Raw genomic sequence first — 14960 nt, 5'->3', positions numbered from 1 at the left:
TCCCCCGATCGGGAGGGAGCACGATCAGGACAGACCCGTCGCCGCGCGGAACACGCCGGTCGGGTCCTCACGTGCGACGAGCTCACGCAGGCGTTCGAGCTCGCCGTACGAGGCGGAGCGGTCCAAGGAGTCCCACGGGGCGAGCAGTGTCGACCCGACGGCCCCCTCGGTCCACGGCAGCAGTGCCTCGGACACCGTCTCGAAGCCCTTGACGATCATCGGCTCCATCGACGGGTCCGGTACGAGCGCGAGCGACGTCACCAGGAACTCCGACCGCACCGCGGTGACGAACCCCGGGCGGTGGCCCGGGCGTACGGCTCCCACGTGCCGGACCTGGATCTGCATGACGCCGGGAGTCCCCGAGACCGCCAGCAGGGCTTCGACGGTCTGCGGCGTGAGATCGCCGAGCGGCCGTGCGCAGTGCAGGGCCGGCATCGGGTCGACGGGCTCTTCGCAGATGTCCCCGACCTCGGAGGCCGTACGGACACGCACGGTGTCGTAGACGACCGGCCCCGCAGCGCGTACGGGCGCCAGTGCGGACTTGAGGAGCTCGAGACCGTCCGTCGTGGCTCCCTCGATCACGACGAACGACTGCCCCCGCACCTCCTCCGGGATGAACGACACGTCCGGCAGGTGGACGATCGACGCCCAGAGCGACACCGAAGGCGGCGCCGACGCCGTGGCGTCCACGTAGGCGTCGAGCACCGCGCGGGCCGCGACGAACGGGAACATCAGCCGCCCGCCCGCGATCTCCGGTGCCGGGTGCAGATCGATCTCGACGGCCGTCACGTACGCGAGGTTTCCGCCGCCCCCGCGCAGCCCCCACATCAGCTCGGGATCGGAGGTGTCGTCGACCCAGCGCACCTCGCCCTGGGCATCGACGACCTCCGCGGCACGCAGCGAGTCCGAGCCCATGCCGAACGCGCGGGTGAACCACGAGTAGCCGCCCTGGAGCGTGTAGCCGACGACCGAGACGTCTGGGTTGGAGCCGATCATGCCGGTCAGGCCGGTGCCGTCGAGCTTGGCCTGGAGCGCTCCCCAGCGCACCCCGGCACCGACGCGAGCGATCCGGGCGACCGGGTCGATCGCGAGGTCGGTCAGGCCGCTGCTGCGGACGACGATGCTCCCGGCGAGCCGGGAGGTCGCTCCGTGACCGCCGGCCTGCGGCGCGACAGCGAGGCCGTTCGCCCGGCCGAAGCGGACCGCGGCCGCGACGTCTCTCGGGCTGTGCGCGAAGACCACGGCAGCGGGTGTCTGATCGATCGCGAGGTTCCACGGTCGGCTGATCTCGTCCCACCCGGGGTCGCCGGGGGTGACGAGACGCTCGCCGAGCTGCACCCGCAGCGCATCGAAGTCGACGTCGTCGTCGACTTCGGTGGGGTGACCCGGTCGGATCCCGATCGTGTCGGTGGTTGTACTCATCGATGCTTCCTTGCTCCGTGGCCGCTGGTTCGCGACGGCCTTCTGCTGTGACCGTCACACCGTCACGGAAGCCGCTTGCAGAGTCCTTGGAGTTCGCTTGGGGTACGGGAAAACCCCCGTCCTGGCACGGTCGCGCGCCTATGCTCTGAGCCATGTGGCTCGCTGTTCTCGGACCGGTCGAGATGCACGGCGAGCAGGCATCACCGCCGGTCGCGCTCGGCACGCGCAAGCACCGCGTCCTGCTCGCGACCCTTGCGCTCGGCGCCGGGAACGTCCAGAGCGTCGACGTGCTCATCGACTACCTCTGGGGCGACCACCCGCCCGGCGGTGCGCACGGCACGCTGCAGGCGTACGTGTCGGGCCTGCGGCGGGCACTGGCGACGGTGCTGCCGCCCGGCGCGGCCTCGCCGTTGCGGACGGCCGGTGGCGGGTACGTCCTCGACACGGATGCTCTGACGATCGACGCGGCGACCGCGAGCGACCTCATGCAGGGAGCGCACCGCCGGCTCGGACCGCTCGTCCGGCACGCGATCCCGGGCTCAGGGGTGGCGGGGTCGGACGTTCTCCAGCAGGCGGCGGACGACCTCGACGCCGCGGCTGCCCTGTGGCGTGGGCGCCCGTACGACGAGCTCGGCGAGCACCCCCAGGCCGTCGCCGAGCGGGCGCGCCTCGACGAGCTGCGCCTCCTCGCGCTCGAGGACCGCGCGACCGTACGGCTGGCCCAGGGAGAGCACGCCACGGTCGCCGTCGAGCTGGAGTCGCTCACCGCCCAGCACCCGCTCCGCGAGCGCCTGTGGACACTGCGCGCGGTCGCACTGGCCCGCAGCGGGCGTCAGGCCGACGCGCTGGAGTCGATCCGCGTACTGGCGACCACCCTCGACGACGAGCTCGGCCTCCAGCCCGGCACGCAGGTCCAAGAGGCGCAGACGGCGATCCTGCGGCAGGACCCCGCGATCACGTGGTCGGAGGAGGCGCCGCCACCGGCACCCGCGCCGGCCGACCCCGTACCGGCTCGTCCTCGGTCGCGCCCCCAGCCACGACTCCCCCGGCTCCCCGCCTGGCCGATGGTCGGACGCGACCGCGAGCTCACGCTGCTCCTCGACCGGCTCGAGGCCGCCGACGCAGGCGAGCCGCAGTTCGCGTGCGTCGCCGGCGAGCCAGGGATCGGCAAGTCCCGCCTGGTCGCCGAGGTGCTCGCCCGGGCGCGCGAGCGCGGCGCCCGCGTCCTCGTCGGCCGCTGCTCCCAAGACAGCGGTGCTCCCCCACTGTGGCCGTGGGAGTCGATCCTGGACGGGCTCGGTGGCGCCGTGCCGACCTCGATGGGCGCCGACCCCGACAGCGAGCGCTTCGCCGCGTGGGACCGCATCTGCCGCCAGGTGCTCGACGCCGCGAGCGAACGCCCCCTCGTCGTCGCGCTGGACGACCTCCAGTGGGCGGATCCATCCTCGCTGGGAGTCCTGCGCCACCTCTGCGCGGTGGCCCACGAGTCACGCCTCCTCCTCCTCGTCACCATGCGGACCCACCCTGAACCCAGCGGGCCGGTCGCAGAGACGCTCGAGGCCCTCGCCCGTCGCCACGCGGCCTCGGTGGCGCTGAGTGGCCTGTCGGCGTCGGAGACCGCCGAGGTCCTCGCGGCGGTCTCGGCACAACCCGTCGCTCCCGCGGCGGCCGAGGCGATGCGCGAGCGTACGGAGGGCAACCCATTCTTCGTCGTCGAGTACGCCCGTCTCCTGGGCGATGCCGGAGGCGACGTAGAGATCGAGCCCCCGACCGCTGTCGCCGACGTCGTACGACGCCGCCTGTCGGCGGTCCCCGAGAGCACGCTCGACGTCCTTCGGCACGCCGCGGTCGTCGGGAGGCGCTTCGACCTCGCCACCGTGATGAGCAGCACCGGGCTCAGCGATCTCGCGGTCCTCGACCAGCTCGAGCCGGCGACGGCGGCAGGGATGCTCCGAGACGAGGGGGACGACCGGTTCCGGTTCGCTCATGCACTCGTCCGGGATGCGGTGTACGCGACGCTGTCGCCCTCGCGGCGTCAGCGGATGCACGCCCGGATCGCCGAGGCGCTCGGCGACGACCGGCGTGCGTCGAGCCGGGTCGCGGAGATCGCGCGCCACTGGGCGGACGCGGGCGAGGACCACGCCGCACAGGCCTGGACCTCGGCATACCGGGCAGCGCTCGCGGCGCAGCGGCGACACGGCCACGACGAGGGGGCCGAGCTGCTGCACCTAGCGCTGACCCGCATCGACCTCGACCCCGACGCCACCCCTGCCGACCGGTACGAGCTGCTTCTCGCGCTGGCCGACGCCGCTCGCTGGGCGGCACGCTGGGACGAGCTCACCGACGCCGTCGAGGAGGCGATCGCGGTCGCCGACGAGATCGGCGACCCCGAGCTCCTGGCCCGTGCCGCGGTCGCGACGACGCGCGGCGCGCTGTGGCAGAGCCGCCCGTCCGGAGAGACGAAGGAGACCGTCGTCGGAGCACAGCGGCGGGCGCTGGCCGCGCTGCCGCCCGGCGACTCGGCGCTGCGCTGCACGCTGCTGATCGGCCTGGCCAACGAGCTGTACTACACCGCCACCGAGGCGGAGTGCCAGCTCCTGGTCGCCGAGGGGCTCGACATGGCACGGCGCCTCGGCGACGACGCGCTGGTCATGGAGATGTGCTCCGCGGCGTTCCTCGCGGTCTGGCACCCCTGGACCGCCGAGCAGCGTCTCGCGCTGGCCGACGAGGCGGTCGCGCTCGCCGGCCGCCTCGGCGATGCCCGCGCGGAGACGATGGCGCTCGCGCAGCGGGCCGCCGTGCACAGCGAGCTCGGCAACGTCGAGGACCTCGAACGCGACCTGGCAGAGGCGCGCGGACTCGCGGACGCGCTCCAGCTGACGTATGCCCAGTGGTTCCTCGACTGCATGCGGCTCCCCTGGCTGGCGATGCGCGGCGAGCTCGACGCCGCCCGTACGACGATGGCCGACCTCATGACGGTGATCGACACGATCGCCGTCCCGCACAAGCACGACGCAGTCGGCGGCCTGATGCTGGTGCTCGGGATCTGGGGCGGGCTCGACGAGAAGGAAGACGCCGGGCTCGGACAGCTCGTCGCCGCTGCTCGCGTGCCGATCCACATGGCGGCCACCGGCATCCTCGTCCGGCTCGGCCGTCTTGACGAGGCACGGGCGATGTACGAGGAGTCGCAGCCGTCGCTCGACGACGACAGCTGGATCGCGCCGCTCATCTGGGGTTTCGGCGCGGAGGTCGCCCTCGCGCTGGGTGAGCGCGACCTCGCTGCGGCGGCGTACGGGCGGCTCGCCCCGCTGCGTGGTGGCGTCCTGAGCGCGGGGTCGACGATCGCGATGGGACCGGTGGACGCCTTCCTCGCCCTGGCTGCGGCCGCGAACGACAACCTCGAGCTCGCGACGCTGCACGCGGACGACGCCGTACGGCTGATGCGGGAATGGCGGATCCCGCTGGCCGAGGAGTGGCTCCAAGGTCAGCGGGATCTGCACGGGTTCTGAGCGGGCCCGAACCCGCCCGGCTCAGCGCCGCTCGGTGCCGGCGTCCGCGACCAGCCGATCGAGCTGCCGCTTGGTCTGCGCGAGCCTGACCACCACGGCGGCCCGGACGTCGCGGTCTCCGCTGTGGGCCATCCATGCGAGCCCGTCACCGCACACGGTCATCGTCTCCGCGAGGGCGGCCATCTCCAGGCCGGGGTCCGGCACAGGTGGCCGTTCGGCCGCGAGCCGGTGCCAGCGGCGGTGCAGCCGTGCCCAGCCTCGCCGGTCCTCGACAGGGATTCCCACCGCGGCGTCGATCACCGCCGCCACCTCACGCTGGTACGCGCGGTCGAGCGTCGTCGTGCTCATGCCGAGACCCCCTCATGCTCGTCCGCGCTCCCGGGCGGCCCCACCGGCCCAGCCGCCACGGGCACCGCGCCCGCGTCCGCGTCCAGCTCGGCCCGCACGTGCGGGAGTCGACGGTCGATCCACGCGGGAAGCCACCAGTTCCAGTGGCCGAGCATCGTCATCGTCGCGGGGACGAGGACCAGCCGGACGAGCGTCGCGTCGAGCGCGACGGCGACGGCCATCCCGAGCCCGAGCATCTTGACCGTGACGTCGCCCTCCGTCGCGAACCCGAGGAAGACGGCCACCATGATCGCCGCCGCGCTCGAGATCACGCGTGCGCTGGACGCGAGGCCCGAGACGACGGACCCGCGGGCGTCGCCCGTACGGAGCCAGCCCTCGCGGATCCGCGACAGCAAGAACACCTCGTAGTCCATCGACAGCCCGAACAGGATCGCGAACATCAAGATCGGAACCCAGCTCGAGACAGGGACGGCATGGTCCATCCCGAGCAGGGACGAGCCCCAGCCGTGCTGGAACACCAGGGTCACGACCCCGTACGCGGCGCCGATCGACAGCAGGTTCATGAATGCCGCCTTGATCGGGACGACCACCGAGCGGAACATCATCGCCAGCAGCAGCATCGACACGAGCACCACGAAGCCGACGACGAGCCAGATGCGCTCGGACAACATCGTCGAGATGTCGGTCAAGATCGCCGTACCGCCGGTGAGCTGGACGCCGTCTGGCAGCGTGTCGGCCCGCAGCGACGTGATCAGGTCGGTCGTGCGCTCGTCCTGCGGCCCGAAGGCGGGCTGCGCGTCGAACACCGTGATCGCCCCGTCCGACGACGTGGCCGCGGGACCGACCGACGCGATGCGCGGGTCGTCGGCGAGGTCCTCGCGCAGCCGCTCGGTCTGGGCCGGGTCGACGGTGCCTGTGTCGGCGACGAACGTCAGCGGCCCGTTGGCGCCGTGGCCGTACTCGGCCGCGACCAGGTCGTACGCCTGCCTGGTCGTGAACGACGTCGGGTCGGCGCTGGCGTCCTGCGGGAACGTCCGCATACCCAGCGCCGGCGCGGCGAGCGCCACGAGCACGACGAGTGCGGCGAGCGCCCACGGCAGCGGGCGCGCCCCGATCCGGCGCGCCCAGCGGCCGGTGAGGGTGGAACGGGCGGCCTGGTCGGCGCTGTCCTCGTACGGGCGTCCACGGTCCTTGCGGGCGACGAGCCGGTGGCCGGCCAGACCGCAGAACGCGGGGACGAGTGTCAGCGAAGCCGCCATCACCGCAGCGACGGCGATCGCGGTGGCGGCCCCGAACGCCGAGTACATCGGCAGTCCGGCGAGACCGAGGCCCATCAACGAGACCAGCACGGTCAACCCGGCGAAGACCACCGAGCGACCCGCGGTCGCGACGGCGTACCCGGCGGCTTCGACCTTCGACTGGCCGCCGCGCAGCTGTTCGACGAAGCGCGTGACCAGCAGCAACGCGTAGTCGATGCCGACTCCCAGCCCCACCATCGTCGCGACGGTCGGCGCGGTCGAGCTGACGTCGGTCGTCGCCGCGAGGAGCGTCACGCCGGCACTGCCGATCGCGAGCCCGACCAGCGCCACCACGATCGGCAGGCCTGCTGCCACGACCGAGCCGAACGTCAGGACGAGGAGGACGAGGGCCACGCCCACGCCGATCATCTCGCCGCGCCCGCTCATCTCCATCGCGGACCCCGGCACCTCTCCGCCGTACTGGACCTCGACGCCTTCGAGGTCGGCCGCGGCGACCGCGTCCTCGAGCGGCTCGAGCGCCCCGATCACATCGTTGTCGGTGACCGGGACGTCATAGCGCAGCGTCAGCAACGCGGTGTCGGCGTCCTCGGACATCTGCGGCGGCGACACCTTTATGACGTGCGGGACGTCGGCGAGCTCGCCGGCGAGCCGGCTGAGGTCACCTTCCGCGAGAGCATCACCGTCAGGGTCGTGCACGGCGACGAGGGCACTCGCTCCACCCGCCTGCGGCATGTGGGCGCGCAGGGCGTCGAGCCCCGCCTGGCCCTCGGCCCCGGGGACGTCCCAGTCGTCCTGGAACGTGCCCCCGGCGCTCGACGCGAACGCGAGCACCCCGACGAGCACGACGAGCCACGCGCTGAGCGTGCGCCACGGGTGTGCCGCGGCCGCTCGGCCGAGGCGGTACAACATGCTGGACATCACAAAGCTCCTTAGTCATCCGTCTGGACGGAAAGGAGCCTTGCGCGGGCGGCTTGGGAATCGCTTGGGAACGGCTTGGGGTGGCGGCGCTAGCGCTGTGTCCGGCGCATCACGGCAGGCGTCGGTGCCCAAGCGTCCACCAACGCCCGCGCCGTACGAACAGCTAGGCCGTACCGCTGCTGCGCCTGGCCCGGCGCGACAGCGAGTCGATCGTCACGGCGAGCAGCAGGACCGCGCCCGTCACGATGTAGCGCACCTCGGCCTCGACCCCGATGAGGTTGAGACCGCTCGTGATCGACTGGAGCACGAGCATGCCGAACAGCGCCGCGTACGCCGAGCCGCGCCCGCCGAACAGGCTCGTCCCGCCGATGACCGCGGCCGCGATCGCCATCAGGTTGGTGTCGGTGCCGCCGCTGGACTGCGCGACAGACTGCAGGCGTCCCGCGGCGAGGATGCCGCCGAGCACCGCGAACGTCGAGCACGCCGCGAACACCGTGATGTAGACCTTGTTCACCGCGACGCCCGCGCGCCGCGACGCCTCCTCGTTGCCGCCGACCGCGAAGACCGAGCGGCCGAACCGCGTCCTGCGCAAGATCAGGTCGACCGCCACGATCGTCGCCACCCAGAACAGCGGCATGTAGCCGACACCGCGGTCCTGGTTGAGGTACCAGGCGCCGAACAACAGCGCCGCCACCATCAGCACCGCCCGGACCACCGCGCCCTGGAAGGAGGGCGCGGAGAGGTTCGCGGCGCGACGGCGCTGGATCGTCCGCAGGCGGGTGCCGAGGTAGACCAGACCGATGACGACCGCGAGACCGTACGAGACCGGCTCGGACAGGAACTTGAAGTTGGCGAACTCGATGAGCCACGAGTCGACCGGCAGGTTCACCGTGCCGCGGCTGCCGAGGACCCACAGCTGGACTCCGAGGAACGCGAGCAGGCCGGCCAGGGTGATGACGAAGCTCGGGACCCCGAACTGCGTGAAGAGCAGCCCGTAGAACGTGCCGATCGCCACGCCCGCGGCGAGCGCCAGCAGGATCGACGGGAGCAGCGGCCAGCCCTGGTAGACAAGCATGACCGCGAGGATCGACCCGCCGACACCGCTGACCGAGCCGACCGACAGGTCGATCTCGCCGAGGAGCAGCACGAGCACGATCCCGAGCGAGATCATGCCGATCGTCGCGGAGTCGAGGCTCAGGTTGACCAGGTTGCGCGAGGACAGGAAGCGCTCGTTCTGGAGGAAGAAGATCACCCAGATCGCGAGGAGCCCGATGATGACCGGTGCCATCCCGAGGTCCCCCGAGCGGATGCGGCGACCGAAGGCCCTCAGCGTCGCGCGCGGCGAGTCCGTGCCGACGAGGCGTTCGTCGCTCTTGTCGTACGTGGTGGTCATGCGTCGCGCTCCTCGTCCGAGTCGGGGGTGGCGGCATCGGTGGCACCGGAGCCGCCGTCGGGCAGGACGGCGAACGGATCGATGTCCTCCGGGGTGATCGGGGTCCCCGTACGGTCGCGGGCGGCGCGCTCGGCGACGACGTTGTCCGAGGCACCGGTGATCGCGGCCACGAGCTGCTCCGTCGTGACGTCGGCGATCTCGAACTCTGCCCCGTTGCGCCCGAGGCGAAGGACGTAGATCCGGTCGGCGACGGCCTGCACGTCCGCCATGTTGTGGCTGATGAGGATCACGCCAAGGCCCCGTGTGCGCAGCCTCTCGATGAGGTTGAGGGCCTCTGCGGTCTGCGCGACGCCCAGGGCAGCGGTCGGCTCGTCGAGCATCACGACCTTGGGGTCGCCCACGAGGCTGCGTGCGATCGCGACGGTCTGGCGCTGGCCGCCCGACAGCGACGCGATGGGGATGCGGACGGACGGGATCTTTGCGGAGAGCTGTTGGAGCAGCTCCCAGGAGTGGCGTTCCATCTCCACCTCGTCCAGGACACCGGCGCTGGTGCGCTCGTGGCCTAGGAAGAGGTTGGCGACGACGTCGAGGTTGTCGCAGAGCGCGAGGTCCTGGAAGACCGTCGCGACGCCGAGCGCCTGCGCGGCCTTCGGACCGGGGATCGACACGGGGCGGCCGTCGAAGATGATCTCGCCGCCGTCGGGCTGATAGACGCCGGACATGATCTTGACGAGGGTCGACTTGCCCGCGCCGTTGTCTCCGACGAGCGCGACCACTTCGCCGGGTCGTACGTCGATCGAGACGTCGCTGAGGGCTTGCACGGCGCCGAAGCGCTTGTCGATGCCGCGCAGCGAGAGGATCGGCTGGCTGCCGTCGTTCATGATGTCCTTCGCTGGTGGGTGAACGTGGGCGATCCGGGTGGCCACGATGCGACGTGGCCACCCGGACCCGGGGGTGTGGGGTGGATCAGCTGAGGCCTGCGGCTGCGCACGCGTCGGCGTACTCGGCAGTGCAGATGTCCTCGACCGTGTAGAAACCGTCCGCCACGACGGTGTCCTTGACGTTGTCCTGCGTGACGACCACCGGGTCGAAGATGAACGACTTGACGCCCTGGAAGTCGGTCGTCTCGCCCACGTCGTCGCCGTTGACGATCGCGACGGCAACCTCGGCAGCCTTTTCGGCCTCGGTCTTGATCGACTTGTAGATCGTCATGTACTGGTCGCCGGCCACGATGCGCTGGATCGCGGCGAGCTCGGCGTCCTGGCCTGTCACCGGCGGGAACTTCGTCAGCCCGTCGGCGCGCAGTGCGGCGATGACGCCGCCTGCCTGCCCGTCGTTGGCGGCGTACACGCCGGCGAGCGACGCAGCATCGGTGTTGTTGAGCTGCGACGTGACGAACTTCTGCGCGTTGTCCGGGCTCCAGTCCGGGTTGTCGAACTCAGCGACCACGTTGAGGCCGCTGGCGTCGATCGCCTTGTGCGCGCCCGCCTTGAACTGGGCAGCGTTCGGATCGGTCGGCGCACCGTTGAGCATGAGGATGTCGCCGGTGCCACCGGTCGCCTCGACGAGCGCCTCGCCCTGGAGCTCGCCGACCCGCTCGTTGTCGAACGACAGGTAGTAGTCGGCGCCCTCGATGAAGCGGTCGTACGCGACGACAGGGACGTCGGAGGACTGGGCCGACTTCACGATGCCGACGGCGGCCTCGCTGTCGACCGGGTCGAGCACCAGCACGGCCGCGCCGTCGGTGATCGCCGACTCCGCCTGCTGCTGCTGCTTCGACGCGTCCTGGTCGGCGTTGAGGTACTTGACGTCGCAGTCGTCGCACAGCTCCTTGACCTTGGCCTCGAAGAGCGGCTTGTCGAAGGCCTCGTACCGGGTGGTCTTGGTCTCGGGGAGCAGCAGGGCGATCGTCTTGCTGTCGCTGCCGCCGCCTCCGCCATCACTGTCATCGTCCCCGCCGCAGGCGCCCAGTGCGGCCGTGAGGATCACGACCGACGCCGCCCCTACAGCGGTGCGCGCAAACTTCTTCACTGTTCCTCCCCAGGAGTTTGTGACGTGGCACACATGGCCACGCCTATTCGCCGCAAGTCTTCGGTCGCGCGGCTAAATCGTCAAGTCGTGAACGATAGAGCGTTGCCAAACCGCAACATTGCTTTGAAATGTTCACCTCTTGACGATTCTTGGGAGCGGGCTAGGTTATGGCCATGCCCCCTCGGTCCGGATCGACCTCTGCGCTGCGCTCGGCCAACCTCGACCGCGTCGTGGACCTCCTGCGCGCCGTCGACGAGCTCAGCCAGGCCGAGATCGCCCGTCAGACCGCGCTCGCGCCTGCCACGGTCTCCAACATCGTGCGCCACCTCGTCGCGATCGGGCTCGTCGAGACGACAGGGACGGTCGGGCGGCGCGGATCGACCGTCCGGATCTCACGCGAGGCCGGGCTCGTCGCAGGGTTCGACTTCGGCCACTCCCACCTCCAGGTGGCCCTCGGCGACCTGGCCGGCAGGCTCGTCGCCTCGTCGCAGTGCCCGCTCGACAACGACCACGCGTACGCCGACGGGCTCGCGCTCGCCTCGACGATGCTCGCCGAGCTCCTCGACGGCCTCGGCGAGGACGCGAAGCGGGTCCACGCCGCGGGTGTCGGGCTGCCCGCACCCATCAGCCGTGACGGTCGGATCACGGCCGGGTCGATCCTCCCGGGGTGGGTGGGGGTGACGGCGTCCGAGGTCGCGTCCGAAGAGTTCGGCGTCCCCGCCGTCGTCGACAACGACGCCAACCTCGGCGCGCTCGCCGAGCTGCGCACGGATCCTCGCGTCACGACGCTCGCCTACCTGAAGGTGTCCTCCGGGATCGGCTGCGGCCTCGTCCTCGACAGCCGGGTCTACCGCGGCGGGCTCGGCACGGCGGGCGAGCTCGGACACATCACGCTCGACGAGTCAGGTCCGCTGTGCCGGTGCGGGAGCCGCGGATGCCTCGAGGCGTACGCGGGAGGCTCGGGGCTGGTCGAGCAGCTTGCCGGCCGGCTCCCCGACCTCACGGTCCACGAGCTCGTGGAGATCGCGGCCGCGGGCGATGCCGGTGCTCGTCGCCTGCTCGAAGACGCAGGGCGTGCGCTCGGACAGGGTTCGGCGATCGTGGCCAACCTCCTGAGCCCCGAGCGCATCGTGATCGGCGGCGACCTGGCCTGCGAGATCGTCGTCGACGGCATCCGCGACGGGCTGCGCCGACACGCGGTCGACGGCTTGCGCGGCGGGGTGGACGTGTCGCTCTCGACGCTCGGCGACCAGGCGTCGGTCGTGGGCGCGCTCCTGATCGCCCTCGACGCTGTGGCGCTGCCGGGCTGACCGTGACGGTCACCGGTGAGCTGGCACAACGGGGAGGACAGCTCAGACGACGGCGGAGCCGCTGCCCAGCGCAGCGACCAGGTCCTCGGCCGTGGGCACGCCCTCGAACTCGCGCCCACCGACGATGACGGTCGGCGTCGCGCTGATCTTGCCGAGCGCGTTCTTGGACAGCGACGCGACGAGGTCTGCGTGAGACTCCCCTGTCACGCACGACTCGATGGAGGCACCTGCGTCGTCTCCGAGCGCGACGAGGGCCGCGTCGGTCAGCACCCCGCCGACCGGCTGGTTCTCGAGGAGCTCGTGGACGTAGGTGGCGTACGCGGCGGGGCCGGCATCGGTGGCCGCGCACAGCGCGGCGTTGACCGCCCGCGCCGACGAGCGCTCCGTCGTGCCGTTGTCGAGGAACGAGACGAGACGGTACTCGAGCGTGATCTGCCCACCCTCCAGGCGCTCTTGGAGCATCGACCCGTGCTCGGCGTCGAAGGCCTTGCAGTGCGGACACAGCGGCTCGACGTAGACGACGACGGGGATCGGGTCGGACGCCTCCGCGGCCTCGGTGTCGAGGTCGTCCGACGACACCACCACTCCCCCGTCGACGGTCAGCCCGGGCACCTCCGTCGCGGCGCCTGACCGCGAGCCTCCGACGGCCAGGTCGGCGGCGCTGCCGCACGAGGTGACCAGGAACAGGCACAGGACGAGTGTCACGACTCGTACGAGGGGGGCACGCCGCATCCCGACATCATCCCAGAGGCTCGGGCGCCGCCGCCCGTGGACTGCGTCGGTACGCCGAGACGGTCGGGTCACCGGTCAGCCAGAACCGCCACGGGACGTCGGCCGCCTGGGAGACGCCGACCCTCGGCCCCGCGCTGATCGCCTCCGCGAGGACGTCGGGGCGCCGCAGGACGACCTCCGGCCCGGTCAGCGACGACCCGTTGTGCGCGAGGGCGAGACCGAGCGCCTGAGTGAGGTTGGCAGGCCCGCGGGCGAGCCGGACGTCCGGCACCTGCCCCCTGCGTGAGCGGGCGAGGTCGACCCCCCGGACGACCTCGCCCGCCCGCAGAAGCACCGCCGACGCGTCGCCCTCACGGCCGACCACGACGTTGGCGCAGTAGTGCATGCCGTACGAGAGGTACACGTACAGCACCTCGGGCGGCCCGAACATGATCGCGCTGCGCGGCGTCGGGCCGCGGAAGGCGTGCGAGGCGGGATCGTCGGTCCCGCCGTACGCCTCCACCTCGGTGATCCGCACGGTGACGTCGCCGTGCGTCAGCATCGCCCCGAGCAGCCTGCGCGCGTGCGTCTCGACCGTGAGCGTGTCCACGGCGCCCAGTCTGCCCGCTCAGTCTGCCCGGCCCAGGCGGGCCCGCAGCTCGGCGAGCTGCTCGGCCACCCGTACGGGCGCCGTGCCGCCGCGGGCATCGCGCGAACCGATCGAACCCTCGACGCTGAGCACCTCGCGCACCGCGGGCGTGAGGTGCGGCGAGATCGACGCGAGCTCGTCGTCGGTGAGGTCCCACAGCTCCTTGTCCTGGCCCTCCGCGACGCGGACGCACGCGCCGGAGATCTCGTGCGCGTCGCGGAACGGCACGCCTTCGCGCACGAGCCACTCGGCGATGTCGGTCGCCAGCGCGAACCCCTGCGGTGCCAGCGACTCCAGCCGTTCGGTGTGGAACGTCAGCGTGGCGATCATGCCGGTGAACGCCGGCAGCAGGACCTCGAGCGTGTCGACGGAGTCGAACACCGGCTCCTTGTCCTCCTGCAGGTCACGGTTGTAGGCCAGCGGGAGCGCCTTCAGCGTCGCCATGAGCCCGGTCAGGTTGCCGATCACCCGCCCGGCCTTGCCGCGGGCGAGCTCGGCGATGTCCGGGTTCTTCTTCTGCGGCATGATGCTCGAGCCGGTGGAGTAGCCGTCGTGGAGCGTGACGAATCCGAACTCCTTGGTGTTCCAGAGGATGATCTCCTCGGCGATCCTCGAGAGGTCGACACCGATCATCGCCGTGACGAACGCGAACTCCGCCACGTAGTCGCGCGACGCCGTCCCGTCGATGGAGTTCGGAGCCGATCCGGTGAACCCGAGGTCGGCCGCGACCTGCTCGGGGTCGAGCCCGAGCGACGACCCGGCGAGCGCGCCCGACCCGTACGGCGACTCTGCCGCGACCCGCGCGTCCCAGTCAGCGAGCCGGTCAAGGTCACGCACGAGCGGCCACGCATGGGCAAGCAGGTGGTGGCTCAGCAGCACCGGCTGCGCGTGCTGCAGGTGGGTGCGCCCCGGCATCGCGACGCCCAGGTGCTTGTCTGCCTGGTCGGCCAACGCCACGACCAGACCGCGCACCAGGCGGCCGATCTCGGCGGCGTGGTCGCGCAGGTAGGTCCGGCCCAGGGTCGCGATCTGGTCGTTGCGCGAACGTCCGGCGCGCAACCGTCCGCCCAGCTCAGCACCGAGCCGCTCGACGAGGCCACGCTCGAGGGCGGTGTGGACGTCCTCGTCACCCGGGTCCGGGGTGAACGCACCGGAGGCCACGTCGGCCTCCAGCGCGTCGATGCCGGCGAGCAGCGCCGTCAGGTCGTCCTCGGTCAGGAGGCCGGCTCGACCGAGCACGCGCGCGTGGGCACGCGAGCCCGCGAGGTCGTACGGGGCCAGACGCCAGTCGAAGTGCGTCGAGCGCGACAACGCCTCGAGCTCGGGCGAGGGGCCGGACGCGAACCGGCCTCCCCACAGCGCCGTGCGCTCGCCCTCCGTACCAGTGGTCTCGTGCTGCTCGCCAGCCAC

Annotated in this window: 11 protein-coding genes; 2 read left to right on the top strand and 9 right to left on the bottom strand. The window is 71.7% G+C overall.

What is annotated here, in order from left to right; translation table 11 throughout:
• Positions 1-24: 24 nt before the first annotated feature.
• On the bottom strand, positions 25-1422 hold the full coding sequence (locus H4N58_RS09360; protein ID WP_167251767.1) for an FAD-binding oxidoreductase: 1398 nt from the start codon (positions 1420-1422) through the stop codon (positions 25-27).
• A gap of 152 nt (positions 1423-1574) precedes the next feature.
• On the opposite strand from H4N58_RS09360, the gene H4N58_RS09355 reads away from it, so the two are divergent.
• Positions 1575-4931, top strand: a complete 3357-nt coding sequence (locus H4N58_RS09355; RefSeq protein WP_167251768.1) for a BTAD domain-containing putative transcriptional regulator — start codon at positions 1575-1577, stop codon at positions 4929-4931.
• A gap of 21 nt (positions 4932-4952) precedes the next feature.
• Here the strand turns inward: H4N58_RS09355 and H4N58_RS09350 are convergent, their stop codons facing one another.
• The 5 genes from H4N58_RS09350 to H4N58_RS09330 form a co-directional block, all read right to left on the bottom strand.
• Complete coding sequence (locus tag H4N58_RS09350; protein ID WP_167251769.1) at positions 4953-5279, bottom strand: hypothetical protein; 327 nt, start codon at positions 5277-5279, stop codon at positions 4953-4955.
• The gene (locus H4N58_RS09345; protein ID WP_167251770.1) at positions 5276-7456 is read right to left on the bottom strand and encodes an MMPL family transporter; all 2181 of its coding nucleotides are present in this window, start codon (positions 7454-7456) and stop codon (positions 5276-5278) included. The genes H4N58_RS09350 and H4N58_RS09345 overlap by 4 nt, the downstream gene beginning before the upstream one ends.
• A gap of 163 nt (positions 7457-7619) precedes the next feature.
• Positions 7620-8849 carry a sugar ABC transporter permease gene (locus H4N58_RS09340; protein WP_167009157.1) on the bottom strand — a complete coding sequence of 410 codons (1230 nt, stop codon included), beginning with the start codon at positions 8847-8849 and terminating at the stop codon, positions 7620-7622.
• Positions 8846-9730: an ATP-binding cassette domain-containing protein gene (locus H4N58_RS09335; RefSeq protein WP_167009153.1), complete on the bottom strand. Its 885-nt coding sequence runs from the start codon at positions 9728-9730 to the stop codon at positions 8846-8848. Before H4N58_RS09335 ends, H4N58_RS09340 begins: the two co-directional genes overlap by 4 nt.
• A gap of 85 nt (positions 9731-9815) precedes the next feature.
• On the bottom strand, positions 9816-10880 hold the full coding sequence (locus H4N58_RS09330) for a sugar ABC transporter substrate-binding protein (RefSeq protein WP_167009150.1): 1065 nt from the start codon (positions 10878-10880) through the stop codon (positions 9816-9818).
• Between the two features lie 173 nt (positions 10881-11053).
• Between H4N58_RS09330 and H4N58_RS09325 the strand changes: the two genes are divergently transcribed.
• Complete coding sequence (locus H4N58_RS09325) at positions 11054-12190, top strand: ROK family transcriptional regulator (RefSeq protein WP_208322531.1); 1137 nt, start codon at positions 11054-11056, stop codon at positions 12188-12190.
• A 42-nt stretch (positions 12191-12232) separates the two neighbouring features.
• On the opposite strand, the gene H4N58_RS09320 is transcribed toward H4N58_RS09325, so the two are convergent.
• Genes H4N58_RS09320 through argH form a run of 3 tightly spaced genes read right to left on the bottom strand, consistent with a single transcriptional unit; the run spans position 12233 to position 14960 of the window.
• On the bottom strand, positions 12233-12922 hold the full coding sequence (locus H4N58_RS09320) for a thioredoxin domain-containing protein (RefSeq protein WP_167251771.1): 690 nt from the start codon (positions 12920-12922) through the stop codon (positions 12233-12235).
• A gap of 7 nt (positions 12923-12929) precedes the next feature.
• Entirely contained in the window at positions 12930-13511 is a 582-nt protein-coding gene (locus tag H4N58_RS09315; protein WP_255490707.1) for a DNA-3-methyladenine glycosylase, read from the bottom strand.
• Positions 13512-13529: 18 nt separating this feature from the next.
• Positions 13530-14960, bottom strand: coding sequence for an argininosuccinate lyase (gene argH, locus H4N58_RS09310; protein ID WP_182397166.1), 1431 nt, complete (start codon positions 14958-14960; stop codon positions 13530-13532).

Source organism: Mumia sp. ZJ1417 (assembly GCF_014127285.1).
Taxonomy (GTDB): Bacteria; Actinomycetota; Actinomycetes; order Propionibacteriales; family Nocardioidaceae; genus Mumia.
The sequence above is the reverse complement of the archived record's forward strand: the minus strand, read 5'-3'. Positions and strand labels throughout refer to the sequence as shown.

What these genes read in the sequence shown, in the direction of transcription:
- H4N58_RS09360 (WP_167251767.1), bottom strand. Translation starts at nt 1,422, where the DNA reads ATGAGTACAACCACCGACACGATCGGGATCCGACCGGGTCACCCCACC.
- H4N58_RS09355 (WP_167251768.1), top strand. Translation starts at nt 1,575, where the DNA reads ATGTGGCTCGCTGTTCTCGGACCGGTCGAGATGCACGGCGAGCAGGCA.
- H4N58_RS09350 (WP_167251769.1), bottom strand. Translation starts at nt 5,279, where the DNA reads ATGAGCACGACGACGCTCGACCGCGCGTACCAGCGTGAGGTGGCGGCG.
- H4N58_RS09345 (WP_167251770.1), bottom strand. Translation starts at nt 7,456, where the DNA reads ATGTCCAGCATGTTGTACCGCCTCGGCCGAGCGGCCGCGGCACACCCG.
- H4N58_RS09340 (WP_167009157.1), bottom strand. Translation starts at nt 8,849, where the DNA reads ATGACCACCACGTACGACAAGAGCGACGAACGCCTCGTCGGCACGGAC.
- H4N58_RS09335 (WP_167009153.1), bottom strand. Translation starts at nt 9,730, where the DNA reads ATGAACGACGGCAGCCAGCCGATCCTCTCGCTGCGCGGCATCGACAAG.
- H4N58_RS09325 (WP_208322531.1), top strand. Translation starts at nt 11,054, where the DNA reads ATGCCCCCTCGGTCCGGATCGACCTCTGCGCTGCGCTCGGCCAACCTC.
- H4N58_RS09320 (WP_167251771.1), bottom strand. Translation starts at nt 12,922, where the DNA reads ATGCGGCGTGCCCCCCTCGTACGAGTCGTGACACTCGTCCTGTGCCTG.